24 protein-coding genes are annotated in these 26,055 nt (G+C 43.8%); 5 read left to right on the top strand and 19 right to left on the bottom strand.

Annotated elements, in window-relative coordinates:
* Positions 1-4 precede the first annotated feature (4 nt).
* From KDM92_RS01725 to KDM92_RS01710, 4 genes are all read left to right on the top strand, one after another.
* Positions 5-433 (top strand): GNAT family N-acetyltransferase, encoded by a 429-nt coding sequence (locus KDM92_RS01725; RefSeq protein ID WP_212682734.1) that lies wholly within the window; start codon positions 5-7, stop codon positions 431-433.
* 140 nt (positions 434-573) lie between these two features.
* Positions 574-2,460: an MFS transporter gene (locus KDM92_RS01720; protein ID WP_212682733.1), complete on the top strand. Its 1,887-nt coding sequence runs from the start codon at positions 574-576 to the stop codon at positions 2,458-2,460.
* Positions 2,457-2,876 (top strand): hypothetical protein, encoded by a 420-nt coding sequence (locus KDM92_RS01715; RefSeq protein ID WP_212682732.1) that lies wholly within the window; start codon positions 2,457-2,459, stop codon positions 2,874-2,876. The genes KDM92_RS01720 and KDM92_RS01715 overlap by 4 nt, the downstream gene beginning before the upstream one ends.
* Positions 2,877-2,944: 68 nt before the next feature.
* A complete protein-coding gene (locus tag KDM92_RS01710) occupies positions 2,945-3,382 on the top strand; it encodes a hypothetical protein (RefSeq protein WP_212682731.1) in 438 nt (145 codons plus the stop codon).
* A gap of 73 nt (positions 3,383-3,455) precedes the next feature.
* Here the strand turns inward: KDM92_RS01710 and KDM92_RS01705 are convergent, their stop codons facing one another.
* From KDM92_RS01705 to KDM92_RS01670, 8 genes are read right to left on the bottom strand one after another with little or no spacing between them, the layout of a single operon-like run.
* Positions 3,456-3,881 (bottom strand): nuclear transport factor 2 family protein, encoded by a 426-nt coding sequence (locus tag KDM92_RS01705; protein ID WP_212682730.1) that lies wholly within the window; start codon positions 3,879-3,881, stop codon positions 3,456-3,458.
* A 58-nt stretch (positions 3,882-3,939) separates the two neighbouring features.
* A complete protein-coding gene (locus KDM92_RS01700; RefSeq protein WP_212682729.1) occupies positions 3,940-4,731 on the bottom strand; it encodes an SDR family NAD(P)-dependent oxidoreductase in 792 nt (263 codons plus the stop codon).
* Complete coding sequence (locus tag KDM92_RS01695; protein WP_212682728.1) at positions 4,731-5,270, bottom strand: DUF3833 domain-containing protein; 540 nt, start codon at positions 5,268-5,270, stop codon at positions 4,731-4,733. Before KDM92_RS01695 ends, KDM92_RS01700 begins: the two co-directional genes overlap by 1 nt.
* Complete coding sequence (locus tag KDM92_RS01690; protein ID WP_329603112.1) at positions 5,267-6,550, bottom strand: MFS transporter; 1,284 nt, start codon at positions 6,548-6,550, stop codon at positions 5,267-5,269. The genes KDM92_RS01695 and KDM92_RS01690 overlap by 4 nt, the downstream gene beginning before the upstream one ends.
* A gap of 20 nt (positions 6,551-6,570) precedes the next feature.
* Positions 6,571-7,146: a chalcone isomerase family protein gene (locus KDM92_RS01685; RefSeq protein WP_230408116.1), complete on the bottom strand. Its 576-nt coding sequence runs from the start codon at positions 7,144-7,146 to the stop codon at positions 6,571-6,573.
* On the bottom strand, positions 7,143-8,354 hold the full coding sequence (locus tag KDM92_RS01680) for a class I SAM-dependent methyltransferase (RefSeq protein WP_438947455.1): 1,212 nt from the start codon (positions 8,352-8,354) through the stop codon (positions 7,143-7,145). The genes KDM92_RS01685 and KDM92_RS01680 overlap by 4 nt, the downstream gene beginning before the upstream one ends.
* A gap of 26 nt (positions 8,355-8,380) precedes the next feature.
* A complete protein-coding gene (locus tag KDM92_RS01675) occupies positions 8,381-9,181 on the bottom strand; it encodes a DUF1365 domain-containing protein (RefSeq protein WP_212682727.1) in 801 nt (266 codons plus the stop codon).
* Positions 9,182-9,231: 50 nt separating this feature from the next.
* Complete coding sequence (locus KDM92_RS01670) at positions 9,232-10,524, bottom strand: NAD(P)/FAD-dependent oxidoreductase (protein WP_212682726.1); 1,293 nt, start codon at positions 10,522-10,524, stop codon at positions 9,232-9,234.
* Positions 10,525-10,735: 211 nt separating this feature from the next.
* Between KDM92_RS01670 and KDM92_RS01665 the strand changes: the two genes are divergently transcribed.
* Positions 10,736-11,344: a TetR/AcrR family transcriptional regulator gene (locus tag KDM92_RS01665; RefSeq protein ID WP_212682725.1), complete on the top strand. Its 609-nt coding sequence runs from the start codon at positions 10,736-10,738 to the stop codon at positions 11,342-11,344.
* Between the two features lie 89 nt (positions 11,345-11,433).
* Here KDM92_RS01665 and KDM92_RS01660 read toward each other — a convergent pair whose 3' ends face one another.
* The 11 genes from KDM92_RS01660 to KDM92_RS01610 form a co-directional block, all read right to left on the bottom strand.
* Positions 11,434-13,683 (bottom strand): bifunctional diguanylate cyclase/phosphodiesterase, encoded by a 2,250-nt coding sequence (locus KDM92_RS01660; protein ID WP_230408114.1) that lies wholly within the window; start codon positions 13,681-13,683, stop codon positions 11,434-11,436.
* 236 nt (positions 13,684-13,919) lie between these two features.
* Positions 13,920-15,644 carry a PhoH family protein gene (locus tag KDM92_RS01655; protein ID WP_212682724.1) on the bottom strand — a complete coding sequence of 575 codons (1,725 nt, stop codon included), beginning with the start codon at positions 15,642-15,644 and terminating at the stop codon, positions 13,920-13,922.
* Between the two features lie 167 nt (positions 15,645-15,811).
* Complete coding sequence (locus KDM92_RS01650) at positions 15,812-16,297, bottom strand: peroxiredoxin (RefSeq protein WP_329603111.1); 486 nt, start codon at positions 16,295-16,297, stop codon at positions 15,812-15,814.
* 32 nt (positions 16,298-16,329) lie between these two features.
* Positions 16,330-17,283: a polysaccharide deacetylase family protein gene (locus KDM92_RS01645; protein WP_212682723.1), complete on the bottom strand. Its 954-nt coding sequence runs from the start codon at positions 17,281-17,283 to the stop codon at positions 16,330-16,332.
* A 118-nt stretch (positions 17,284-17,401) separates the two neighbouring features.
* On the bottom strand, positions 17,402-18,442 hold the full coding sequence (locus KDM92_RS01640; protein WP_212682722.1) for a bifunctional UDP-4-keto-pentose/UDP-xylose synthase: 1,041 nt from the start codon (positions 18,440-18,442) through the stop codon (positions 17,402-17,404).
* Between the two features lie 144 nt (positions 18,443-18,586).
* Positions 18,587-19,543, bottom strand: a complete 957-nt coding sequence (locus KDM92_RS01635) for a formyltransferase (protein WP_212682721.1) — start codon at positions 19,541-19,543, stop codon at positions 18,587-18,589.
* 7 nt (positions 19,544-19,550) lie between these two features.
* Positions 19,551-20,501: a glycosyltransferase gene (locus KDM92_RS01630; RefSeq protein WP_212682720.1), complete on the bottom strand. Its 951-nt coding sequence runs from the start codon at positions 20,499-20,501 to the stop codon at positions 19,551-19,553.
* Positions 20,502-20,523: 22 nt separating this feature from the next.
* A complete protein-coding gene (locus tag KDM92_RS01625) occupies positions 20,524-21,648 on the bottom strand; it encodes a DegT/DnrJ/EryC1/StrS family aminotransferase (RefSeq protein ID WP_212682719.1) in 1,125 nt (374 codons plus the stop codon).
* Positions 21,649-21,696: 48 nt separating this feature from the next.
* Positions 21,697-23,391, bottom strand: coding sequence for a glycosyltransferase family 39 protein (locus KDM92_RS01620; protein ID WP_212682718.1), 1,695 nt, complete (start codon positions 23,389-23,391; stop codon positions 21,697-21,699).
* The gene (locus KDM92_RS01615; protein WP_212682717.1) at positions 23,388-23,765 is read right to left on the bottom strand and encodes an Mth938-like domain-containing protein; all 378 of its coding nucleotides are present in this window, start codon (positions 23,763-23,765) and stop codon (positions 23,388-23,390) included. Before KDM92_RS01615 ends, KDM92_RS01620 begins: the two co-directional genes overlap by 4 nt.
* Positions 23,766-23,979: 214 nt before the next feature.
* The gene (locus KDM92_RS01610; protein ID WP_212682716.1) at positions 23,980-26,010 is read right to left on the bottom strand and encodes a recombinase; all 2,031 of its coding nucleotides are present in this window, start codon (positions 26,008-26,010) and stop codon (positions 23,980-23,982) included.
* Positions 26,011-26,055 lie beyond the last annotated feature (45 nt).

The raw sequence follows: 26,055 nt of genomic DNA, 5'->3' as shown, positions 1-26,055 counted from the left end.
ATAAATGAATCCCGAAATACAAATTAAATTAGGCGAATGGTCTGAGTTGCAAGCTGATGCACAAGCAGTACGTACCGCCGTCTTCGTTGAAGAACAAAAAATTCCGGCAGAGCTCGAATGGGATGTGATGGACGCGCAATGCCTGCATGCAGTTGCTTACGATGCGCAAGGCAAAGCGATAGGCACCGGACGTTTACTACCAGATGGTCATATCGGTCGTATGGCGGTGTTGAACACAGCACGTAATTGCGGTGTGGGTGCAGAGATTTTGCGTCAATTGATGGCGCAAGCAAAGATACGCGGGATGTATGCGGTGCAATTGAATGCACAAATTTCGGCTGAACTTTTTTATCAACGTGAGGGATTTCATCGCGAAGGCGAGTTATTTATGGAGGCTGGCATTCAGCATGTGCACATGAATAAAACGCTTTAAGTATTTTTTGAAGCTGTATTGTTCGAAGCAGTAATCAATTGTTGTCGAATACGCAGTAAGAAAAAATAAGCCAATTCCAAAGCTAATTACTTTAGAATTGGCTTTTTTGTTAATAGCCGCAATCGCGAGCCTATCCTAATATGAGCCAACACAGCCAGTTCACCCTATTGAAAGAGCGCCGCTTTGCGCCGTTTTTTTGGACGCAATTTTTTGGGGCATTTAATGACAATGTGTTTAAAACGGCTTTACTGACCGTTTTGACTTACGATGCTTTGACTTGGACTACGTTGGACGTAGGCTTGTTGAATAATCTTATTCCTGGATTATTCATTTTGCCTTTCGTGTTGTTTTCAGCGACATCCGGCCAATTAGCTGACAAGTTTGAAAAAGGAAAGGTTGCGCGTTACGTTAAATTGCTAGAGATCGCCATCATGGCAATTGCAGCCTATGGTTGGATGAGCAAAAACATTTGGATTTTGGTGGCGGCTGTCGCTGGCATGGGTATTCATTCGACTTTGTTTGGCCCAGTCAAGTACGCTTATTTGCCACAACATTTGCGTTCGGATGAGTTAGTCGGTGGCAATGGCGTGATTGAAATGGGTACCTTTGTCGGTATTCTTTTAGGCGAAATTTTAGGTGCCATGTTGGTCGTGCATAAGCCCTGGGGCGTTGAGTCGGTCGCTGGTGGATGTATTTTGATTGCGGTCTTGGGTTGGTTGTTTAGCTTACGCATTCCTGTTTCACCCGCACCCGTCCCCAATCTAAAGATCAACTGGAATCCAGCCACCGAAACAGTGCGTAACATCAGCTTTAGCAGAAAGAATCGTCCGGTTTTCTTATCCTTATTGGCGAACTCTTGGTTTTGGTTTTACGGCGCAATTTTACTCGCGCAATTTCCACTCTATGCCAAAGATTATCTGCACGGCGACCATAGTGTTTTTGTTTTGTTACTGACGATTTTTTCTTTTGGTATAGGTGCCGGCTCATTGTTGTGTGAGCGATTATCTGGACATAAAGTGGAAATTGGTCTGGTGCCATTTGGTGCTATCGGTTTGTCGATCTTTGGCTTCGATTTGTATCTGTCGAGTTTGATGTACACCAACACTGCAGCGGTGACCGCGATGAGTTTTATCGATCAAGTCGGTAGCTACAAAATCTTGTTCGATATTTTTATGATAGGTATCTTCGGCGGCTTGTATATCGTCCCCTTGTTCGCTTTGATTCAAACACGTTGTGATCCTAAACATCTATCGCGCACGATTGCCGGCATGAATATCATGAATGCCTTATTCATGGTGGTCGCTGCTTTAGCTGCGATGCTAATGTTGAAGCAAGGATTTACCATTCCACAGATTTTTATGGCAACCGCAATTTTGAACGCCTTGGTAGCGATCTACATTTTCAGCGTAGTGCCAGAATTTTTAATGCGTTTTGTCGCTTGGATTTTGATTCATACCGTGCACAGAGTGAAGGGTGTCAATGTTGATAAAATTCCAGACGAGGGGGCGGCTGTATTAGTCTGCAATCATGTCAGCTATATGGATGCAATTGTCATCATGGCGTATAGCCCACGACCGATACGCTTTGTGATGGATCATAATATTTTTAAGATTCCATTTCTGTCTTGGGTATTTCGTACTGCGAAAGCAATTCCGATTGCGCCCGCAAAGGAAAATCCTTGGTTGATGGAAAAATCGTTTATCGATGTGGCGCAAGCATTGCATGAAGGTGATTTGGTGTGCATTTTCCCTGAAGGCAAACTCACCCGCGATGGTGAAATCAATGAGTTTAAAGGAGGCGTGATGAAAATCGTTGAACGCACGCCTGTGCCGGTGATTCCTATGGCCTTACGCGGTCTCTGGGGTAGTTTGTTGTCACGAGATAAGGGAAATCCTTTCCATCGCTCATTCCGTCGTGGACCATTTTCTCGTTTGGAGTTAGTGGTGGGGGAGCCACAAGATCCAGAGAAAATTTCACCAGAAAGTCTACAGCAGCAGGTGAAGGAGTTGCGTGGGGATTGGAAGTGATCAATGAAGTTATTGCGGCTGCTGTAGTCACCACTAGGGTGTCAGCTAAACTGTTATCGTCACATGAGCGAGAAGGTGTGGTTGATTGTTTGTGCGAACGATTAAGAGTTGACGTTAGCTCACATTCACCATGGGATAAATTTGACGCTCCAGATGGCGTATTGAATCACGATGGGTGGAAATTAATACCTTCCTTTGTTGGGGGGGAAAGCTGTTTGTTGATGACGACAAGCGCATCGGCAGTATGGAGACTTGGTAGCGGTAAGGATTTAATGTTGATTCTTCAAGAATGCCCACCATTTGAATTTTATGTGTGCGACATTGCATTTAATTACCTCGTTTGTTTTAATCATCACGACTATCTTGTCGGTTGGGGCGACGCAAATTTATGGGTAAATCATTTCGCGCAAGAGTAATAATTGTTTTTTTTATGTCTACCTCTTAAAAAATCTGATATACCCCTTTTTTTGAAAAGTGAATATTGATGAAACTAGCAACAGTCTTTCTTCGTAAAGGCAAGATTTATGTTCAAGGCTATGCTGAAACGGTTACAAAACTTTGGGTCGCAAATGGTCCTGTATATGTCGCCAATTTTGCTGACTCACATGCTGAGATAGGTGCAAAAATTAATGCAGCTTTACTAAATTCCGTTTGCAATTTGTCGCACCCTTCTCAAGATCAGTGGAAAGCAATTCAAGCACCAATGTTAGAAGCGGTGGGAGTAGGGACTTGGGCAACTCTCGCAAAAGGTACTAAGGCTGTTGGTATCCAAGAAGATGGATATATTATCGCGCTCACACCTTCATCCGAATATTCAAAAAATGGTGGCAAAGACCTTTTGGACAAAATTGTTCGATGTAATAAGAACGACGAGAATCTTGGATCTTCGCTATTGCAAGCCTTAGCTTCATGTGACGTGTAAAATTTAATGACGTCCTCGCTTAACATAGTAGACATCTGAATCCTGTTGGTCTACTTGTGATTGTAATTGCGACTTAGATCGTGACCTTAAACCGCCGCCGCAACCATCCAACTAATCCGCCTACGATCGGTAATTTCTCCCATAACTCTTCAGCAGCGTCCCAATAATCGCGGTGATCGATGATTAGGCCTTGCGCATCAAAAGTCAGCATAGAGCCGCCTTTGACGATATAGCTTTTGCCGCGTAAGCCGAAGTGAAATTGCCAGGTGAGGAAGACTTTGGACTCTTGCTCGATTACTTCTTCAAATGTGAACTTAGGATACTGCGTGGTGGCGAACATGTGCTCAAAAATCGCTCGAATAGCTTTAAGCCCTTGGACTTCGTTGAAGGGGTCTTTAAATCGCGCCTCATCAGCATAATACTTGGCAATATCTTGCAAGCTAGTCGGGCTCAAATTTGCATACCAAGCCATGATGTTTTGTACTTGTGGAGTCGTCATTATGCGTCCGTAGAAAGGTATCGATTCGTGGTCTAAACGAGTTATCTAAGCTTGCAAGCTAAGCGATCACAAAGCGCCGTATCAAAGCAAAGCGCAAACGATAAGGCAGCATCTGCATTAGTTTCAGTCCCATCGTGAAACGTTTAGGGAAATGGATTTCAAAGTCGCCATTTGCGATGCCGTCGAGTATCGCTTGCGATGCTTGTTCCGGTGTTTGTAAGGCGGGCATGGTGAAATCATTTTTACTGGTGAGCTCGGTACTGACAAATCCTGGGTTCACCAAATAGACGTTGATATTTTTCTCGTGCAAATCGCTGTATAGCAATTCAGTTAAATTAATCAGTGCGGCCTTGCTCGGGCCATACACACTGGCATTCGGTAAACCAAGATAACCAGCTACACTGGCCAGAATCGCGATACCGCCTTTGCCTTGTTGAAGCATGTTTGGTAAAACAGTTCCCAATCCATGATAAACACTTGCTAGATTAATTTTAAGGGTGTCAGCGGCATCATTGGCATTTACTTCCCAACTACGTTCTGGTTGATACTTGGCTGCGCAAAAAATCACTAAATCAATCTTGGAATACTTTTTTCGTAACAGTGATTGAGCTTCGCTCCAGCTATTTTGATCTGCAACATCAAACGCCAATACATGTGCATGTGGATGATCATTTGCCACCAAATCAAGATGGTGCTGGCGACGTGCAGATAAGATTACATGAGCACCTAGCTTTAGCAAAGACTTTGCCAGAGCAGCACCGATTCCGCTAGAGGCACCGATAATCCAAATAGTTTGGTCGTGCCAATCCCGAATGGGCTTATTTAATGGTTGTAAGAAAGGGAGTCGCATCATCCTCTCCGACGGAAAAATAAAGTGACTTCACCCACTTCAAAACCGAACTTGCTCATTTTGGCGCGATTGACCATGGTGTTTTCATCGATTAGATACATCCAATCGTCCATCGCCATTTCATATACACTACCGTCAACTGGTAACAGTAAAGTGTATTGCCATTTGAAGGCGTTACCAGCAAGCTCGCCTTGGGCGTCGCCTTTCACATCGTCTGCCTTGCCGACCCAGCGACCATCGGCGTTTTTACGTAAGCGCCAAATGCGTTGTTGTTTGCTGCCATCGTCATATACGAAACGCTCATCAAGAACTAACTCGTCGCCAATTTTTTTGGTGTCGATGACTACATGAAAACGTTTGACGACTGCACCATTCCTTTGTTGGAACATGCCCCATGCATCGGTTGTGCCGAGGAAGAACTTTTCTAGGTCGAGTTGTGGTTTAACGTCTTTATAGTGATTCACATCGGTGATCGCACAGGCGCTGAGAAAAAAAGTGAATGACACTGCGCCTAGGGCGAATAGAATTTTTTTGATCATGATGAAATGCTCTTAGAAAAATGACGAAGTAAAAAGAGCGCGATCAATTTGAAAGCGCAGGGGAGAACCGCATAGGTAAAAGTTAATGCTAACAAACCGTTTGTTTGATTAACTTGGTTTGGTTGATAGCTCAGTAGAGCAAGAAGCGATAAACTTAGTCCAGCAAGTGCCAAAGTAAATTTTCCTATCAATGACCAAAGACCAAAATAGGCGCCCATATTTTGTTTGTCGTTGACTACCACTGTGAGTAAAACTGGGGGCAGCGCTAAATCAGCACCAAGTGCCAATCCTGAAGCAATGCAAACTAACAAGAAAACATAGTCATCGCCAGCCCCAAGCAGGCTCGCACCGACAAAACTTAGTACGGCAATCAACATGCCTAATTGCCATGAAAGTTGCGCACCAATACGTTTCGCCAATTTGACCCATAAGGGCAAACCACAAGCGCCAGCAGTAAAGTACGATGATAAAAAGAGGGCAGTTTTTTCAGGCGCTTGAATTCTGTCATTGATAAAAAACAGGATCAAACTAGCGGGAATGGCAACCGATAAAGAGTTTAAGAAATAGATACGCAATAGTGCGACGAACTGGGCATTCTTGAGCAAGCTGCCTAATGCAATGACTGCATGAACACTGCGGCGCAACGGTCTGGCTGCACCTATCAACAAGGCACAAATGGCGATCATGACTAAGACGGTAAAACCGATTGCATATTGACTTAATTGCGTCGTGGCGGCGCTCTTGTCTTGAAGGATAATCCAACTCGGGATGATACTCGCAAGGATGACGCCGATCATGCCAAATGCCTCGCGCCAAGCCGATGCACCAAGCAATTGATGATATGCTGTGTCTTGCTGACTATCTTTAGTTGCGCTCGGATTCTCAAGGCTAGAACCCCATGCCAAGTAAGCGATATTGAGCATACTGTGTGCAGTGTAGGCAAGGCTTAGCATGACACCTAACCAGATCAATAAGAGAGTAGAGGAATCACGCGCGAATGCAGGCGGCAGCCACAGCCCCGCGAAAGTTAGGCAGAGTAAAGCGGCTGAGAAAATGATCCAGCGACGATTGCTGGAGCCAAATTTATCAACCAGTTGTCCGATGAATGGATCTTGTACTGTATCAAACATGCGGGCGAAAAATAATACCAAACCCGTAGTCGCCAGTGGTAAACCTAACTGCGCAGTGTAATAGTTCGGAATTTGCACATACACGGGCAAGGCAGCCATGGCTAATGGCAGTCCTAACAATCCATAAAAAATCAGCGCAGAAGTTTTCACTTTAGTTTTCGCATCGGATTTCACATTGAGGGATCCGTGCTCGCAGCGGAAGATTTATTATTGCCCAGTAATTTTTGGCGCAAGTTATTGTCTTTGGTACGTGGGTCTAACCAAATTGAGAAGAAAGCATTCGCAAAAGATTCATCAGGGATCTCTGCTAATAATGTTTGTTGGCTATAAAAGCGACAGCCAGTTCCAGGTAAGTAAACACCGATTAACTGGTCACCAGACTTTACGTCGATAAAGGCTTTTTCCATGTATTGGCGCCATAACTTTAATTTGTCCGCATTAAATTTATCACCATGTAAACGTTTGATTTCATCGATGCTGGAATCGACAAATCGCTCGCGACTAATGGATTTGTTATACGTAATCTCTAGAGCAAAACTCGCGTTTTGATCAAGTCCGCCATCTTTATTTGGGGTTTGTTGCCAGATTCTTGCGGTATAAATTGAAAATCCCCACCAGCGAAATTCTCCACCACCAAGCATTTTTGCTTGTGGCAAATGTTGCTTCCACACTTGCGCCTGTGCGCCTGCTGCGCAGCAAAGTAGTGTTGAGCTTAAAAAAAGCATCGGCAAGTAATTGCGCATCATGCACTCTTCTGTAATAAGAATTGATAAACATCGGTACGACCTTCATCAAAGCCCGCTTCGCAATACGAGAAATAGAGTTGCCAGATTCGTTGGAACGCGGTGCCAAAACCCATGCCATGAATACCGTCGATGTTGTTTTCAAAATCGTGGTTCCAGCGACGTAAAGTTTCTGCATAATCTTTGCCAAATGCATATTGATCGTGCGTTTGCAAACCATGCTGCTGTGCGAGTTGCACAAAGCGAGGTGGGCTTGGCAGCATGCCGCCAGGGAAAATATACTGTTGAATAAAATCCGTGCCGCTGCGATAGCGTTCAAAGCGCGCTTCGTCAATCGTAATAGTTTGTATAAGCGCCTTGCCACCTGGCTTCAGACGTTGATTTGCCGTTTTGAAATAAGTTGGCCAATATTCTTCACCAACTGCTTCAAACATTTCGATCGAAACGATCGCGTCATAGCTGCCGTTCAAATCACGATAATCACACAATTCCAATTTGACTAAATCTTGTCGTTGCGCTTGTTGGATTCTTTGTTCTGCAATTTCTAATTGTGAAGGCGAGATAGTGACGCCGTGAACATGAATCCCGCGTGTCGAAGCGTGTTCTGCAAATCCACCCCAACCGCAACCAATTTCTAAAACACGATCTCCCGCTTTTAAACCCAGCACATCGATAATGCGCTGATATTTGCGGTACTGCGCTTCTTGCAAGCTGATGTCGTAATCACCGTAAAAAATCGCACTAGAATAAGTCCAACTTGCGTCCAACCATAATTGATAAAAGGAATTGCCTATGTCGTAGTGCGCATGGATGTTTTTGCGACTACCTTTGCGTGTATTCGGGCGTAATAAGTGTTTGAGTTTGTACCATAGCCCCATTAATTTTCCGCCGAATATCGCCTTGTCTAATGCATTCTCGTTTTGAATTGCTAAGCGAAGTAGAGCAGTTAAATCGCTCGTGCTAATCCAGCCTGCTTCATAGCATTCTGCGAATCCTATATCGCCGCCTTGCAGAATTTTCCGACAAGCTTGCCAATCGTGAATCGTCAAAATAACTGACTGAGAAAGTTGTTGATCACCGAATTTCAATACATCGCCACTCGGTGTAACTAGATGGAGATTGCCATGCTTGATTTTATTGAGCATGCGAATAAACAATTGGGCACTCGCCGGCATCGCAGATGTCTTCATCGCATTCGAATTGTTCGTCATTGCACTTGAGGTGGTTTGAATTGAACTCATTTAATCTGCTCCTGTTTTATTGTTGTGCCAGTCGAAACTTGTTGATTGGTGAAATGGACCTGACGGTGAAATGGGACTTTCTTCAACCACAGGATTAGTGCGTGCCAATGAATGCGGTAGAACACACCAAATGTAAGTAGCGGTTGCTTGCAGAGCGCCTTTAATAAATTGCCAGATGTAAGTTGTTGTGTTTTCCCGATGATGGCGGTTTGCAGCAATGTAGCTTGGTCATCGTGATAATCGATATGTACTTTCAATTTATTCGTGGTTTCGGCAAACTTAAATTGATAATGTCCTTTTACTTCGCAAAATGGAGAGACATGCATCATTTTGGTACTCATCAATTCTGTGTTGGTATCGATCACACCATGTTCTACAGCTTGTAATAAATAAAAGTGATGCTCACCAAAAGTGTTATTCACCTCTGCCAATACAGCACGAAGTTGTGATTGCTTGTCATAGCAGTACCAAATGCTAATGGGGTTAAAGGCATAACCAAATACTCTTGGAAAACTCAGTAATTCAACTTTTTCTATCTCTGGTACCTGATGCCTGTTCAGAATATTTTGTATCCAGACCTTCAAACTAGAGCCATCACGTGGACCGTAATCTTCAGTATGAATCGATATTGGACGCCAGCAATTGATGCCAAATATTGCGCTGTTTGGAAGGTCTTTCGACATGTCACTTAGTGCATCGATATCCAGCTTCAGCATAAAAACTGGATAGACGAATCGATGCTTGACTGGTCGTAGTCGTTGGTGCATTACTAAAGCGTTGACTAGTGTCGATGCCATTGTTTATCTTCGTTCTCTTTATGTTTTCGTAACGGTTGTTTCATTCTCGATTAATCGATGCGAGCCCAAGCAGGACTCAAATCAAATTGCTTCACCACACGTAATGCCGATTTCAATCCGTCTTCGTGAAAACCATAGCCAGTCCACGCACCGGCAAACCAAGTTTTGTTGGTACCTTGTATGCTAGATAAATTTGTTTGGCTGTCGATCGCGCTTTGATCAAACACGGGATGGTCATATTCAAATTGCGCAAATATCGATTCTTGCCTCGGTTGATGAGTTGGATTTAAGGTCACAATCACGGGCGTTTCTGTCTCGAGACGTTGCAACTGATTGAGTAAGTAGCTAACACAAACAGATTGGGGCGAACCTGAAGTTGAACTGGCGTCTGCACTAGTTCCTATGTAATTCCATGCACTCCAAACCTTCTTGGATCGTGGCAACAAAGTGCTGTCTGTATGCAAATAAGCGGTATTTGGCTGATAACGTACTTTTGATAATAATGCCAATTCGGCTGCGCTCGCGTCAGCTAGCATACGCAGTGTATCTGGTGCATGCGTCGCAAAAATGACTTGATCAAATTTTTCGGAATTACCATTGCTAGTAACCATAACTCCTTGATCACTACGTGTTACTGAGCTCACAGGGCTATTGAGCCGAATATCTTGTAAAGTTTCGGCGATTTTTCTGACGTAGCTGCGCGCACCATTTTGTACAGTGCGCCACTGTGGACGGTCATTCACTTGGAGTAAGGCGTGATTGATACAAAACCGTAAAAAAGTTCGCGCTGGAAAATCTAAGATGTCCTTTGGTGAACTTGACCAGATGGCTGCCGCCATCGGTATCAAATAATGATTCGCAAAAGCGGCATTGTATTTTTGATCGACGAGTAATTGCCCTAAGCTGATTCCTGATTCGGTACTTCGTTGCAGATTACTTTCAGCATCACGATTAAATCGCAGAATATCTTTAATCATGCTCAAGAACGATGGAGAGAAAATGTTCTTTCTTTGTGCGAAGACGGTATCGAGATTAGTGCCAGCCCATTCTAGTGCGCCATTGTTTAGTGATACGCCAAAAGACATATCGGTGCCGTAACTGTCGATGCCTAATTCTGCAAACAAGGCAATTAAGTTAGGGTAAGTCTTGTCATTAAAAACTAAAAATCCAGTGTCAACGACCAAGGTTTTGCCGTCAATAACAATTTCGACGGTATTGGTGTGCCCACCTAAATAGGCATTTGCTTCATACAAAGTTACATCATGTTGGCGCTGTAAAAAATAGGCGCTTGCTAGGCCTGAGATGCCTGCACCGATCACCGCGATTTTTTGTTTTTTATGCATTACACGATTTCCTAACTTATTTGACGCTTGTTTAGTCGCTTGGTTGAACCCTTAGTTGAACACTTTGAGCGTCCAATTAAGTATTTCAATTTCCCTATCGAATCGGGTTTTATAAATTGACCCGTCTGAAAGCATTGTGTGACATATACTTCGGTGTTAAGATTAATACTGATTTGGAAAAACCGCTACCAATTGGTAGATATTAATACTTATGAGTATCTTTAGCAAACTAAATTTTAAAGATCAAGCTTTTCGTCTACGTGAAGATGCGATTCTTGACGCTACTACCACAGTGCTTGCAAGCAAAGGCTTTGATTTAATGACGATGGACGACGTTGCCAATTTGATTGGTATTTCCAAACCCAGCCTATACAAACACTTTAAGTCCAAAGAAGATTTGGTCGGTGCTGCAATGATTCGCTTACTCGATGGCGCCACCACACAGCTTGAATCATTTCCAGCGGAATACACGGCGAAGGAAAAATTGTCAGCGTTATTAGAATGGGCACTTCGAGTGCGTCTTGATGGTGGTTTGCCATTTCTACCGTCCACAAGTAATGCGGTGCGCGAGATGCTGATGCGCAATTTGAAATATGTTGGAAGAGTGATCAAACTGAATTCTCAGTTAGAAAAACTGGTCATTGCTGCGCAAAAAAATGGTGACTTAAATAATAAATTGAGTCCCGATGTGATTCTGTTTAGTTACTATGCACGAAGCTGTGATCCAGCGGTTGAATATTTGCAGCGATTTAGCAAGATGGATACAAATGCGATCGTGGAGAACATGCTGCGAGTATGTTTTCAAGGATTAGAAGACTAGCCGTTGTAGCAATTGAGACACAATGACATGTAAGGTGTGCGCTAACTTGTTCTGATAATTGATGCATGTTTGCTGTTTAGATGTGCTGCTTAGATGTGTTGCTCTAGCCAAGAATACAGATCATTTTTGTTTTTCGGTTTCGCGAATAGAAAGCCTTGCGCATGATGACAACCAAAGGTTCTTAATGTGTCTGCTTGTAACTGATTCTCGACACCTTCAGCGATGACTTCTAGTTGCAAACTTTGACTGAGCTCGATGATCATTTTTGCGATACTTCCCTCGTCTGTGCCGATACAAATATCATTGATAAACGCACGGTCGATTTTTAATTTATTGACCTTGAGTTTTTGTAGTTGGCTAAGTGAAGAGAAACCAGTACCAAAATCATCAATCGAAATTCTTACACCCATTTCTTTTATTTTTTCTAGATTGGCGATCACCAGTTCAGGGTCGGTCATTGCCATCGACTCTGTGATTTCCAATTCTAAATTCTGCGGCGAAATGCCACTATCAGTCAGCGCACGCTTTAGCATTTGCAAGAACAGCGGATGCATAAACTGCGCTTGTGAGACGTTCACTGCCATACGGAATTGTTGAAACCCCAATTCACTAATGCGAACTAATTCAAAACATGCGGTGCGCAACACCCATTCGCCGATATTGACGATTAAACCTGAATACTCAGCGATAGGAATAAATTGATCTGGTGGGATGAGTTCACCATCATCGTTTTTCCAACGCAGCAAGGCTTCTACGCCGAATGGTTTTCCGCTACCGATTTCGACTTGTGGTTGATAGACGATATACAAGCGCTCAGCTTCAAAGGCAGCACGTAGGGCATGCATCATGCGTACGCGTTCTCGTATTTCAACTCCCATTTCACGCGTGAAGTAGGTGTGATCTGAGCGTAGATCTGACTTGGTTCTTTTCAGTGCGATATTCGCGTCTTTTAATGCGTCTGGTGCGCTCAATTCGTAGTCGCACAAGCGTAGCAATCCTAAGCTCACCGATAATTGAACAGATTGATTTTCGACTGAAAAAGGCGTACTAAATAGGCTCAAAACTAGCTTCGGTGAGACGATCTCTTCGTGTCCAAGCAACGCGAAAATATCATTGCCGATTCTCGCAATTTTGCAATTGTCAGCAAAGTGTTCACGCAATCGTTGTCCTACACTGTGGAGTAATACGTCTCCAAATCGATGTCCGAGTGCATCATTTGTCTCCGCAAAATGATTGATGTCAATTAAGGCAAGTACACTGTCGGCTCGCTGTTGCGAATGCAAGATTTGCTGTAAATTTTGCAGTAATTGCAGTCGATTCGCCAGACCTGTTAATGGGTCATGAAATGCCAGATTATGCATTTTTGAATTCAGCATCACATTTTGCAAGCATACCGAAGCATTGCTACAAAATAGTTCAATCATGTGCCTTGCGTATGGAGCTTCCTCAAGACTCTGATCCAAATAAATCACGATTGCGGAACCATTTAAGTTGCTGAGATAGAGCGCGGTTTGCTGAGAGTGAAATAAATGTCTCTGTTCGAATAGGGCCTTTTGCACCAACTGCAATTCGTTGGTTTGCCCATTTAAAGCTAAGAATTTATTTGCGTAATTTTCAAATTTTTCAGTGGTAACGATTACGCGCGGACCAAGTTGAGTCTCATATTCGACATTTTGATCATACGTAGAAATATTTGTGATGCAAACAAAACCCTCTACATCGATCTGTAACAACTCGATGATGTAATCCAGTAAGAGTTTGGAGAATGACGGCAAGGTGTTCACTGTCATCAATAAACTACCTGCGCCAACAATCAACTCTAAACTTTCGTTATTTGACGAAATAATTCTAATTTGTTGATAGGACCGAATCGCTGAAGTAACCGCGGTAAACAGCTTCGCTTGTGTTAATTCGGTTTTGTTTTTGTAATCATTGATATCAAAGTCGCGGATCGCATCAATCTCAGGGGCATAACCAGCCTGACCTGTGCGTAGAATAATCCGAATATCTCGTCGATTTAATGTATCTCGAATAAAGGTTACTAATTGAAGACCCGTATTATCTTTTTCCATCACGACATCAAGCAAAACCACTGCGATGTCTTCTTGATGGATCAAAATTTGTCTTGCTTCAGCGGTAGTGTATGCGTGTAGAAAATGCAGATTACGGGAGAGAATTTTGAGGTCATGCAGAGCAAACATCGTTGCAGAATGCACGTCTGGATCGTCGTCAATAATCAAAATGTTCCATACATTTTGATCGGCAACGCTTTCACTTTGATTCGCGTTTCCATCGTCTTCGATGAACAGAAACGGATCTTCAGAATTCATGTTATTCATGTTGCATTCAGCTCATTAGTCACGCATCTGTTGGGCTGGACTTTTGCCTAACAGGTGAATTGTGAGAAAAGTAGATTGACTTAAACTACAACTAGGTTAGTATTTATCTTTAAGCAAGCTCTGTGCTGGTAAGTCTTTATTGCTGATTGTAAAGATTATTTCCGCAAACAAACAAATTACATAAAAAAAAAGCGCGAATCATGTTCGATTCGCGCTTTTATGTTGTTTATCGTCAATTATAGAATTTCGCTGGCATGATCAGCTAAGCGAGAACGCTCACCTCTTGCTAAAGTTACGTGCCCGCTATGCGCCCAACCTTTGAAGCGATCAACCACATAGGTTAAGCCGCTAGAGCCTTCGGTCAAGTAGGGCGTGTCGATTTGTGCGATATTACCGAGACAAATGATCTTGGTTCCAGGGCCTGCACGCGTCACTAAAGTTTTCACCTGCTTGGGCGTTAGGTTCTGCGCTTCGTCGATGATTAAAAATTTATTCACAAAAGTCCTGCCGCGCATAAAATTGAGTGACTTAATTTTTATTTTTGAGCGAATTAAGTCTTGCGTCGCTGCACGTCCCCAATCGCCAGCGTCGCTATCCGACTTGTTTAAAACCTCTAAGTTATCGTCGAAAGCACCCATCCATGGCGACATTTTTTCTTCTTCCGTTCCTGGTAAGAAACCGATATCTTCACCAACTGGCACCGTAACACGTGTGACGATAATTTCATTGTAGGTTTTGGTTTCAAGTACTTGCGCAAGTCCGGCGGCAAGCGCCAATAGCGTCTTACCTGTACCAGCCTGTCCCAGAAGGGTAACGAAATCACATTCAGGGTCCATCAGCAAATTCAAGGCAAAGTTTTGCTCTCGATTGCGAGATGTGACACCCCAAACACTGTGCTTAGAATGTCCATAATCACGTAGGGTTTGCAGCACTGCGGTTTTGCCATTGATTTGGCGTACTTGTCCATAGAACGAAGCTTCGCCATTGTTGGGTTCTAAGTAGACAAACTGATTGACTAGCAAAGAGGGAATTAATGGGCCGGTGATACGATAAAAAGTAGTGCTCAGACCATTTTTGTTTTCTTGCCAAGTCTCAATCCCTTTACCATGCTTGCTCCAGAAATCATTCGGTAGCTGCACGATACCGCTGTAAAGGAGATCGGAATCTTCGAGCACATGATCATTGAAATAATCTTCTGCAGGCAAACCCATCGCACGCGCTTTGATACGCATGTTGATGTCTTTTGATACCAGCACAATTGGGCGACCAGGAAATTGATCTTCTAGTGCGCGCACGACGCCCAAAATCTGATTGTCTGCTTTCCCCTGCGGCAAACCTTGCGGTAGAGCACCGCCTTGGAGCTTGGTTTGAAAGAATAGTCGACCTTTGGCGTCTTTGTTACCAAGTTTGGAAAGCGCAATGCCTTGTTCGATATCTTCACTTTCAATGCCGCCGACTAAGGCATCCAATGATCGAGAAATCTGACGTGCGTTTCGTGCTACTTCTGACATGCCTTTTTTATGATCATCTAATTCTTCTAGTGTGATCATGGGCAAATAAACATCATGCTCCTCAAAACGGAACAAGGATGTCGGATCATGCATCAAGACGTTGGTGTCGAGCACAAATAATTTAGTAATCCCTTTTTTGTCAGCCGCTTTACTTACTGGCGACTTTGCCGGATTATCTTTGGATTTCTGGCTTGCAATGACCTCGGTGATTTTCGTTTTGGCGATCGAAGTTGCGGCAGATTTGCTGCTTGTTTTTGCCGTAACACTTTCTGTTTTTTGCTTTGCTGTGCTGACTTTTGGTAGAGCTTTAGACGTCATCGAAGCTTTGCTGCTTTGTGTGGATTTCGATTCAGCGCTCGCGATTTGGTTTAATTTTCCTTTGTCTGCTTTAGGATAATCTTTTGGTGAAAGCAGGGCCGCTGGTTTTGTCGGCATTTTTGGCAGGGGCATTAGAACCTCTTAATAAAAATTGGAGAAATAAAAGGAAAACGAGAAAAAAATAAATAATGCAATAGTTGCGGGTTTGCTTTTGCAGGGGCTGAGAAAAAACAAAAGCCGCTTGAGAAGACACTGCAGTCTTCTGAAACGGCTTTGATCGGATGAAGATGGGGTTTCAATTAACTTTGATTACTCACAAAATCTAATACGGCTTGAGCATGATCGGCGACCTTCACTCCACGCCATTCTTTCACTAATTTACCAGATTCGTCAATCACAAATGTACTGCGCTCTATGCCGCGCACTTGTTTACCATACATGTTTTTCATTTTCATTACATTAAACATCAGGCAAAGTGTTTCATCTGGATCAGAAATTAATTCAAATGGCAATTCAAGCTTGCTTTTGAAGCCTTCATGCGAACGTAAGCTATCGCGGCTAATACCAAAAATCACCGCATTATTTTCTTGAAGTTGCTGATGTATTTCACGGAAGGCGATACTCTCTGTAGTACAGCCTGGGGTATTGTCTTTCGGATAAAAATACAGAATGACTTTCTTGCCAGCGTAAGCGGATAACTGAAATTCAGAAGCGCCAGTCATTGCTGCTGAAAATTGTGGCACTGTGCAACCTATGGCGCTAACTGTACTATGAATATCTGACACGAGTATCTCCTGAAAATGTGTGGTGGAGTGCTTTATCGTATTGGTTTAGCATCAAAAGCGAGTAGCTCGCCTGAACGCCCTGGTAATTCTCGCCATGAAATTGGATGAACTGGCAGTTCTTGCTCCTTTAATTGAGCATAATATTGCCCCATCGAAATGAACTGATAACCTTGCTCACTCCAACCATTCAACAATTCTATCAATATGGGGGCAAGCTTTTGTCCTTCAAGTTCCGCATGCATCGTAAATACATGATTTTTTTGCTCAGTAGTTAGAGACAAAATATGCGCTGCAATATTCGCTTCAGTAATTTCCGCACCATGTATTTCTACACCTAGCAGTTCATCCAAGGTTGGTAGTGTCGTTGGCATTTGTACTGCTTCAAATACTTCATCACCATCACTTAAACGATAGGGGCCTGCAGCTGGATTCTCTAGTGATCCATCTTCGTTCAATAATGCACGGGTGTCAGAAGTATAGCGAATGCCAAATTGGTCTAATTGTGCAAACGCATGTCGATTCATTTGCCAACCAGCCGCACCGAAAGTTTTTGGTGGTGCACCAAAAATTTCAATATAGCGATCATATGCAGCCTGCATTTGTCTTTGAGTCCATGCTTCGCCACGTCGACGGACATTGTCTTGCCAAACTACGTGATCCCAGCAGTGGATGCCACATTCGAAGCCAGCTCTTTTTGCTGCACGCATTTCTTCTACACATTCTTTACCGATATCTGGTGCTGGTAAAAAAACACCATACGTCAGCGTTTTAAAACCGTAATGCTCTAAGACTGAAGTGCGTGATACCTTCTTGAAAAAACCAGGCCGAAATGCACGACGCAATGCCCATCCTGTGTGATCCTTTCCTAAGGAAAACAAGAATGTGGCATTCGCTTGATGTTGCTTGAGGATGCGCACTAAACTCGGCACACCTTCGCGGGTGCCTCGGTAAGTGTCCACATCAATCTTTAATACGATCGTGGGCATCTATAAAACTGTTGAATTTTTTTGAAAGTAATTTGGAATTGGTCGTTCACCAAAGCGCGTTATCTAATCGTACGCGCTTTGTAAGTAGTAAATTTGACGCTATTACTCCATTGATCTATTAATCCATTAACGCGCGCGCTTGAGCTACCTGGCTACGGTAAGCATCAAAGATGTGACGCATTGCATCAGCCATGGTGGTTGTTGGTTTCCAGCCTAATTCTTCACAAGTGTTCGTAATCTTAGGTACACGATTTTGTACATCTTGATAGCCGCCACCGTAGTATGCTGCTGAAGTCGTTTCAGTCAGCTGTACTTTTTTAGCAGACTCAGCGTATTCAGGATATTCTGTAGCCAACTCCAGCATCATATGTGCCAGCTCACGAATAGAGTGGTTATTGGAAGGATTGCCAATATTGTAAATCTTACCAGAAGCTACGCCATCCTTGTTTGCGATGATACGAACCAAGGCATCAATACCGTCGTCGATGTATGTAAACGCACGTTTTTGTGCTCCACCATCAACCAAAGAGATATTTTCTCCACGTACGATATGACCAAAGAATTGCGTCACAACGCGTGAGCTACCTTCTTTCGGTGTATGAATAGAATCTAAGCCTGCACCAATCCAGTTAAATGGGCGGAACAAAGTGAAGTTCAGGCCTTCCATGCCATAGCCCCAGATCACGCGATCCATCAATTGTTTAGCGCAGGAATAAATCCAACGTGGTTTGTTGATCGGGCCGCAAATGAGTTCTGAGTTCTCTGGATCGAATTCTTGGTCATGGCACATGCCATACACTTCAGATGTTGATGGAAATACCAAGTGTTTGCCATACTTTGCAGCAGAACGAACGATAGGTAAGTTGGCTTCGAAGTCGAGTTCAAATACTCGTAATGGTTGCTTTACATAAGTCGATGGCGTCGCAATCGCCACCAAAGGCAAGATCACATCACACTTTTTGATATGGTATTCAACCCATTCTTTATTGATCGTGATGTCGCCTTCAAAGAAATGCATACGTGGATGATTCAGCAAGTCACCCAAACGCTCGGTTTGCATATCCATGCCATACACTTCCCAATCGGTTGTTTCTAAGATGCGCTTGGATAAGTGGTGACCAATAAAACCATTTACACCGAGGATGAGGACTTTTTTCATAATGATTTCTCTGAAAGATTAAATAGTAGGAATTCGAATAGTGAGGTCGCTACAGTTTGTATCGCTAATGAAAAGCAAACCAACTGTCTAACAATCGCAAATTGCCGCGGATTTTTTGTCAATACTTTTTGTGCAAAAATAACATTAAGTACGACCGAAAAACTTTGCTAATGCTTGATTATCCATCGTGCAACCTTGATGCTGTAAAGCTAAAATCTCGATTGCTTTTCCATCACCACAAACGCCAAAGGTGACATTATCCACTACAGATATGCCAAGCGGCAAATTTGCAGGCAGTTTTAATGTGGTGTGCTTAAAAATACGTGCTTTTTCAATAATAAATGTTTTACCATCATGTTCTGTGAACGCGCCTGGATACGGTGGCGCAACAGCTCTGTGCAAGTTATAAACTTGTTGCGCTGATTGACTCCAATCGATGCGACCATCTTCTGGCTTACGACCACCGAAATAACTCCCTTGACTCAAATCGTTGGGAATTTTTGTAGCCGTACCAGCAATTAATGAAGGCAAGGCATTCCATAATGTTTGTTCAGCGGCGACACTCAGTTTTCCAAAGACCTCAAACGCGGTGTCATCAGGCAAAATAGGTACGCTAGTTTGCGCAATAATCGCCCCCGCATCTGGCTTGACTGTCATCTCATGCAAAGTTGCACCGGTTTCAGTCTCTCCGTGCAAGACTGCCCAATTGACCGGAACCCGACCGCGGTACTTGGGTAGCAATGAACCATGCAAGTTATAGGCACCGTGCGAAGCTATTTCTAACACTTCTGCCGACAGCATGTTTCGATAGTAAAAGCTGAAAATAAAATCTGGCTTTAAAGCCGCGATTTGGGCGATGATTTCAGGAGTATTTGGGTTCTCTGGCGTGATACGAGGAATATCATGTTCCTCACATAAAGCAGCAACCGATTCAAACCAGATCGTTTCGTTTGCACTATCTTCATGACTAACCACCAAGCGAATATCGATACCACGCGCAAGTAAGGTTTTAATGCTGCGTACACCAACTGTGTGATACGCAAAGACCACCGCGGAAGGTGTCGGCTGTTCGGCTGTTTGGGCAAATCCGGTAGTGCTCATGATTAATTTATTCTCTGGATTTTTCTTCCAAGATTGTTTGAACGACGAAACGTGGACGACCTTGTACTTGCTGGTAAATACGACCAACGTATTCACCAAGTAGACCAATACCAAATAAAATCACGCCCATCAAGAAGAAGGCAATTGCAAACAAAGTGAATAAGCCTTCGGCCTCGGCACCGAGAAAGAATCGACGAATCAATAGCAAGACCACCAATCCACCTGACAAACCAGATAAGATCATCCCCATCATGGAGAATAGCTGCAATGGCATGATGGAAAAGCCCGTCATCAAATCGAAATTGAGACGAATCAAACTATAGAATGAATACTTTGATTCACCCGCAGTACGTTCTTCATGTTCGACCACAATTTCTGTCGGTTTGCGGGCAAAGGTATAGGCGAGGGCGGGTACAAAAGTATTGACCTCGCTGCACTGATTGATGAGATTGATTACATTTCGACCATAGGCGCGCAGCATATTGCCTTGATCAGTAATTTTGATACGCGTGATTTTTTCACGCAGGCGATTCATCGCTTTTGAGAGATAGGTGCGCCATGCCGCATCCTGACGTTTTCGACGAATTGAGCCGACATAGTCATAGCCTTCGCGCATTTTATCGACCAGCGCACCAATTTCTTCTGGTGGATTTTGCAAGTCTGCATCGAGCGTAACAACGATATCGCCACGAGTTGCTTGAAATCCAGCCAAGATTGCCATGTGTTGACCGTAATTACCATTAAATAAGACGACGCGGGTGACATCGGGCCTTGCGCGAAATTGCTCAGCCAAAATTTCAGCAGAGCGGTCTCGACTACCGTCATTGACGAACACGATTTCGTAAGTAATACCGCGTTCTGCCAATTTATCTAAGGCGGGATAAAGTCTGGCATAGAGTTTGGCAAGTCCAGCTTCCTCGTTGTACACGGGAATAACGACTGAAAGTTCAGGATGCATGTGAGCTTCTGTAATTAAAATATCAAAGACAAGATTTTACTGCGGCGACTACGCGATCAACATCGCTTTCGTTCATGTTTGGGAATAAGGGCAAGGTAACGATTTGTTTGCCTATTCTTTCTGCAATTGGGAACATGCCATCGGTAAAACCACGCTCACGATACAATGTAAATAAATGGATAGGACGATAGTGGTAACCCAAACCGATCCCAAGATCGAGCATCTTTTGCATAAACTCTGCGCGATGAATTCGCTCGGGCAAGACGATATGAAACATGTGCCAATTTGAGTTAGTGAAATCGGCAACAGGCAATTCCGCGCCCGTACTTGATTCAAAATCTTTACCAAATTGATCGAAATAATGCAGCGCAAGTTTTTTTCTTTGCGCATTAAATTCATGCAAGCGCTTTAATTGTCCTAATCCAATTGCGGCAGAAAGATCGGTCATATTGTATTTTCCACCGAGTACATCAACATCGATGCCGTCTAGACCACTGCGCGACACACCTTGCAATCGATACTTCTCCGCCAACTTTGCTTCTGCTTCATTATTCAATACCAGACAACCACCTTCGGCAGTCATGATGTTTTTATTGACTTGAAAACTGAATGACACAAAATCACCAAAAGCACCAATGCGTTGTCCATTCCAAGTTGACCCGATAGCTTGTGCAGCATCTTCTACCACGCGCAAACGATGTTTTTGTGCGAGTGCGTACAACTGATCCATATCGCATGGCAAACCACACATGTGTACCGGAATAATTGCTTTGGTACGTGCAGTGATCGCCGCTTCTACTTTGTTCAGGTCAATGTTGTGCGTCTTGGGATCAATATCTACAAACACCGGGGTTGCGCCGACTTCAATGATCACATTGGCAGTGGCGACCCATGAGTTAGGCGTGGTGATCACTTCGTCGCCCGCGCCAATTCCGGCGATGCGGAGCGCTATTTCCATTGTGCATGTGCCCGAATTAAATGTGCGAACCGGTCGTCCACCAAAATAGGCAGACAATTGTGCCTCTAATTCTTTCACTTTAGGGCCGCTGGTAAGCCAACCTGAACGTAAAACCTCATTCACCGCGCTAATAGTTTCTTCATCAATACTTGGCTTTGTGAAGGGGAGAAAGGTAGCTGTTGCGCTCATAAAAACTTTCTAAAAAACGGTAAAACGGCCGTAGCAGCAGATAAGAAATTAGTGGGGAATAGCGATAATGACGCGTTTAGGATCATGCCCTATCACGCGCATCGGCAAATTCTGTTTTTGTAAATCGTCATAAATTTCTTGACGTACAAACGCAACCGCGTTTTGCCCCTTGGCATGCATATCACGCCATTTGAGGACAAAGTCCGTTTGTTTCGGAATCCAAAGTTCTGGCTGAATACCGACACCAAACTGCATTTCGTCAGGATGTTCAACCAATATCGTTGTGCGCTGTAAATAAAATGGTAAAGCTTGCTCGTAGCGTCCAACTGAAAAAATTGGTGTATCGGCTTTTAGTTCAGCTTGAATTGCCGTTAAATGATACACGCCGGCATTATATTTACCCCAAGTGTCATGGCCCAAGAACAGTGCTTGCCCTGCCAAGAACACGGTAATCGCTAAACTTAAGACTGACCAGTCTTTATTACGTTGCGCATAAATTAAAGCGAACAAACCACCAATCAAAGTCAAGCCAGCGGCAGCATATGCCCAAGGAATCATGGCGGCATAAAACGGTGCTTCATAGACGTGTTTTGCCATGCCTGCGATTTTCGGTGTCATAAAGATGGATGCCGCACCGATTAGCGTCATGATTAATGCATTGATGCGTAGACTCAGTGTGGATATGCTCTCTAACTGACAGGCAATCAAAATTGCTAGCGCAGGAAAAATTGGCAAAATATAAGATGGGAGCTTTGACCCAGAAATACTAAAGAAAAAGAAAATGAATACAGCCCAAGTCAGCAACATTTTCTTTGCTTGAAATTGGCTTTGTTCTTTACGCAAACTGGCGAACATACTTTGCAATAACAAGCCTAACCAAGGCAGAATTCCAATCAACAATAGAGGGAAGAAATAGTACCAAGCACCACCACGCTTATGAATCGTGCTGGTAAAACGTTGGAAGTGCTCATGAATAAAGAAGAAGTGCGGATGCTCAGGGTTCGCTTGCCAAACCAAAATAAACCATGGTGCTGTAATAGCGAAAAATAACAGCAATCCTTTACCCATGTGTAAGCGTAACCACAGGCCAAAATCACGCGTCCAGATCGTATATAAAACCAACACTGCGCCAGGCAAAACAAAACCAATCAAGCCTTTCGACATTGTTGCTAGCGCCATCCCAGCCCAACATAGCAACATACCATTACGTTGTTCTTTTGCATTGGCACCATCGCGTTGCGACAGTAATAAGCCACACAAGGCCAGTGTCATCATTCCAGACAAGCCCATGTCGAGCGAATTGACGTGCCCCATCGCCGCCCAGTAAAAACTGGAGCCTAGAATGACAGCCGTACTGATTGCAATACGACGACCGTAAATTTTGAATGCGGTATAGCTAGAGATCGCGATACCAATCAAACCGCATAATCCTGTCCATAGTCTTGCTTGCCAGTCACCTAATCCAAACAAACTGAAAGTGAGCGCGTTCATCCAATTTTGTAGCGGTGGCTTTTCAAAGTATTTGATGCCGTTTAAGCGTTGTGTGATCCAATCGCCAGTTGCCACCATTTCGCGCGCCATTTCGGCATATCTGCCTTCATCGGTAGGCACCAAGGTTCGTGCACCAAGCATGTAAAACCATACGATTAGAAAGCCTATCACCACCGCCCATAAGGTGCGAGGTGACTCATAGGGAGATTGTGTATTTGCTTGCTGTGAAGATGGATGTAGATGCTGTTTCATGCTTGCTCCAATATCAGCGCAAGCGCAACTTTGCGACCTTCGGTCATTAAAATATTATAGGTTCTACAGGCTGCTTGATTGTCCATGCATTCAACCCCCTTATGTTGAGCACTGAGGGAGCTAATCAGTTTGGGGTGAATAAATCGCTGTTTTTTGCCTGTTCCTAAAATCACCACATCTGGCTGCAAGGCTGCGATTTGTTCAAAGTGTGTCGCTGTTAGCGCTTCGAAATTAGTGACATCCCAAACCACAGGTCGAGATTCAGGTAAGACAATTAAGCTATGTTCGTATCGAACTAGATTAAATTCGACACCTTGCTCATCGTAAGCGGTGACGGTTTGGTATTGTTGCGTATTGGTTGAGTGCAGCTTCATGATTTTTAATATAGTTATAATTTTTGCGCACCTCGCATGCGCAGCCAGAAGAAATAGCTGGCGCATTGTAGCTTTTTCTGTGTGCGTATCAAAGTGGTGCTTGTTGATTTTTTAATCGACCATTTTGAGAACTGCGGCCGTATTTGCTTGAAACGACAGTATTGTCGCTGATATGCGCATCAAATCCTCTTCGTTAGCGAACGAGGATTTGACTTCATTTAACATTTTTAGGTGCTAGCAAAAATTCTCGAGGATTATTTCTAAATCTTCGACCTAAAGCCTTCAGTAGCTCTAGTCGCTGAGTGAAATCAACTCCACGAGCGCGAAGTGCAACCGATAATGCCAAATAAAAACTCACACCCAAGTTAACGATACCAATACCCAAGAAACCTAGTGCAGTAGTTAATATCAACTGCCAAGGTAAGTTGAAGTCAAGCGCAAATAATGAATAGCCCCACATCGCAGATGATAAGGTCGTATGACGTACATCTAGTGGCAGTCCTAGCAGCGCACCTAAACCAGCGGCACCACCCAATAAGAAACCAAGGAAGAAATTGCCAGCCAATACACCTAAATTGTCACGAATATAGTCACTGACTCGCTGCCAACGTGCCGCACCAAATAGTTTTTGTGCCCACTTTAATTGATTTAAGCGCTCTGGGATTCTGCTGTAGCTACACAAATTGTCATAATAGCCCGCGATGAGCCCCGCCAAAAATAGGCAAATGCCTGCGACTGCCGCGAATAATAAAGTCCCAGCGCTCAAAATGTCGATGTCTTGCAACAGATGCTTGGCTTTCGCGGGCGTTAAGTAATGAGCGCCGCTGAAATGCTGAACCAAGAACGCGATCATCAGCGCCACAGGAATTGCTAAGCCGATATTGCCAACGATGGCTGCGAGTTGTGTTCTGATTGTGCGTGCGATCAAGCTAACGAGCGGTTCAAGGTCGCGTTTGCGTTCACGCGGATTACCTTGAATTTCACCAATCGCAGCGGCAATCGCATTTGCGGTCATTGCCGGTTGTTTGGTCGCGACTGAGAAGTGCAATAAGTGAATAAGCACGAATCCAAGACCATAGTTGATGCAGTTTGCTAATACTTCTGCTAACGGAGCTAAGCCGCGCATACCGATATTGATTTTGATCGCAGCGATAAGTGCAACAGCACAACCACCGCCAGCAGCGGCTTTCAACATAGCGAAATAGTCCTGTCTGGTCTCGGTGATGTAATGTTCACCACTACGCCCAGCATTTTCGGTAACGCGTAGGGCGACTAATTCCGCGTTTTGTTTCCAAAATTGGCGCACATTATTTTGCGAGCATTCGGCAATTGCTAATTCTTGCCACAATGCGGCGATATGTTGCACGCTGCTTTTTTTATCATTTTGTACAAGGCTCGATAGTAGGTAAGCCAATCGTGTGAGTCGATCAAGATGCTGCTGCAAACGCCTTAAATGGAAAGTTAAATAGAAACTAGCGCCTTGTTGTTGTGCGCGTTTTCGGATGCGGTCTATGGTTTGACGTGCTTGTGTAATCAAGACCTCAAGATGAGAAATGTCTGTGTCTTTGTTTTGTTCAAAGCTGCGCTTCTGATTTAGTTGCGCTTCGATCGCTTTCGTTACATTGAGTGCCTCTTCACAAACACCTAGAAAAGGGGATGCGTGATTTTCTAAACTCGGATCTAGACGTAACATCTCTGGCTCCAAGCCAGCAGCAGCGATTCTATGCGCGACCACACGTAAGGCTTCAATGATGTCTGCCAGCATGCTGGTGAGTCCAAGGTGCGACTGCAAGTTGATATTTTCGTCAAACCCTAAAAGACGAATTAAATCTTGCCAATCGTTTGGATTGCTTGCGTTTATCCATTCGACATCGCTAGGTTTTAGGATTTCTCTTAGCGCATCTTTCAGTTGTGAAGGATCATCGACTTCCGGCAAGAGTTTGTGAGAGACGCGACGCACGGTTTCAGAAAGCACACTTGTCGCAGGATAAATGCCAGAAGTTGCCAACAGCAAAACGGCATGCCGTTGCTGGAATAGCTGCAAAAGCGCTGAACGCAGTCGGCTAATTAATTCAGGTTCTTGTTGAAGTAAACGTAGCAAGCTCGGTAATTGTGATTGATCTCCCTTAGAACTTGGGCGTATTCCATCAAACAATGCCATTAACGCTGGCAAGGGATTAATAGGCGACGAACCGTGATTGGTATCGTCGGTTTGCGGTAAAGCGAGTAAAAGACTTTTTAGCATAGGCTTGATGGAAAATTGTTTGTGTATTGCAATTTAGGCTGTTGC

The sequence above is a fragment of the Affinundibacterium baiyunense genome (genome assembly GCF_018139645.1).
Classification (GTDB): Bacteria; Pseudomonadota; Gammaproteobacteria; order Burkholderiales; family Burkholderiaceae_D; genus Undibacterium; species Undibacterium baiyunense.
The sequence above is the reverse complement of the archived record's forward strand: the minus strand, read 5'-3'. Positions and strand labels throughout refer to the sequence as shown.

Coding starts and splice junctions, on each gene's coding strand:
- KDM92_RS01615 (WP_212682717.1), bottom strand. CDS start 23,765: ATGAAGCTGCACTCAACCAATACGCAACAATACCAAACCGTCACCGCT.
- KDM92_RS01640 (WP_212682722.1), bottom strand. CDS start 18,442: ATGAAAAAAGTCCTCATCCTCGGTGTAAATGGTTTTATTGGTCACCAC.
- KDM92_RS01675 (WP_212682727.1), bottom strand. CDS start 9,181: ATGGCATCGACACTAGTCAACGCTTTAGTAATGCACCAACGACTACGA.
- KDM92_RS01620 (WP_212682718.1), bottom strand. CDS start 23,391: ATGAAACAGCATCTACATCCATCTTCACAGCAAGCAAATACACAATCT.
- KDM92_RS01720 (WP_212682733.1), top strand. CDS start 574: ATGAGCCAACACAGCCAGTTCACCCTATTGAAAGAGCGCCGCTTTGCG.
- KDM92_RS01625 (WP_212682719.1), bottom strand. CDS start 21,648: ATGAGCGCAACAGCTACCTTTCTCCCCTTCACAAAGCCAAGTATTGAT.
- KDM92_RS01680 (WP_438947455.1), bottom strand. CDS start 8,354: ATGACGAACAATTCGAATGCGATGAAGACATCTGCGATGCCGGCGAGT.
- KDM92_RS01710 (WP_212682731.1), top strand. CDS start 2,945: ATGAAACTAGCAACAGTCTTTCTTCGTAAAGGCAAGATTTATGTTCAA.
- KDM92_RS01660 (WP_230408114.1), bottom strand. CDS start 13,683: ATGAATAACATGAATTCTGAAGATCCGTTTCTGTTCATCGAAGACGAT.
- KDM92_RS01645 (WP_212682723.1), bottom strand. CDS start 17,283: ATGCCCACGATCGTATTAAAGATTGATGTGGACACTTACCGAGGCACC.
- KDM92_RS01685 (WP_230408116.1), bottom strand. CDS start 7,146: ATGATGCGCAATTACTTGCCGATGCTTTTTTTAAGCTCAACACTACTT.
- KDM92_RS01670 (WP_212682726.1), bottom strand. CDS start 10,524: ATGCATAAAAAACAAAAAATCGCGGTGATCGGTGCAGGCATCTCAGGC.
- KDM92_RS01655 (WP_212682724.1), bottom strand. CDS start 15,644: ATGCCCCTGCCAAAAATGCCGACAAAACCAGCGGCCCTGCTTTCACCA.
- KDM92_RS01725 (WP_212682734.1), top strand. CDS start 5: ATGAATCCCGAAATACAAATTAAATTAGGCGAATGGTCTGAGTTGCAA.
- KDM92_RS01610 (WP_212682716.1), bottom strand. CDS start 26,010: ATGCTAAAAAGTCTTTTACTCGCTTTACCGCAAACCGACGATACCAAT.
- KDM92_RS01700 (WP_212682729.1), bottom strand. CDS start 4,731: ATGCGACTCCCTTTCTTACAACCATTAAATAAGCCCATTCGGGATTGG.
- KDM92_RS01695 (WP_212682728.1), bottom strand. CDS start 5,270: ATGATCAAAAAAATTCTATTCGCCCTAGGCGCAGTGTCATTCACTTTT.
- KDM92_RS01705 (WP_212682730.1), bottom strand. CDS start 3,881: ATGACGACTCCACAAGTACAAAACATCATGGCTTGGTATGCAAATTTG.
- KDM92_RS01665 (WP_212682725.1), top strand. CDS start 10,736: ATGAGTATCTTTAGCAAACTAAATTTTAAAGATCAAGCTTTTCGTCTA.
- KDM92_RS01635 (WP_212682721.1), bottom strand. CDS start 19,543: ATGAGCACTACCGGATTTGCCCAAACAGCCGAACAGCCGACACCTTCC.
- KDM92_RS01630 (WP_212682720.1), bottom strand. CDS start 20,501: ATGCATCCTGAACTTTCAGTCGTTATTCCCGTGTACAACGAGGAAGCT.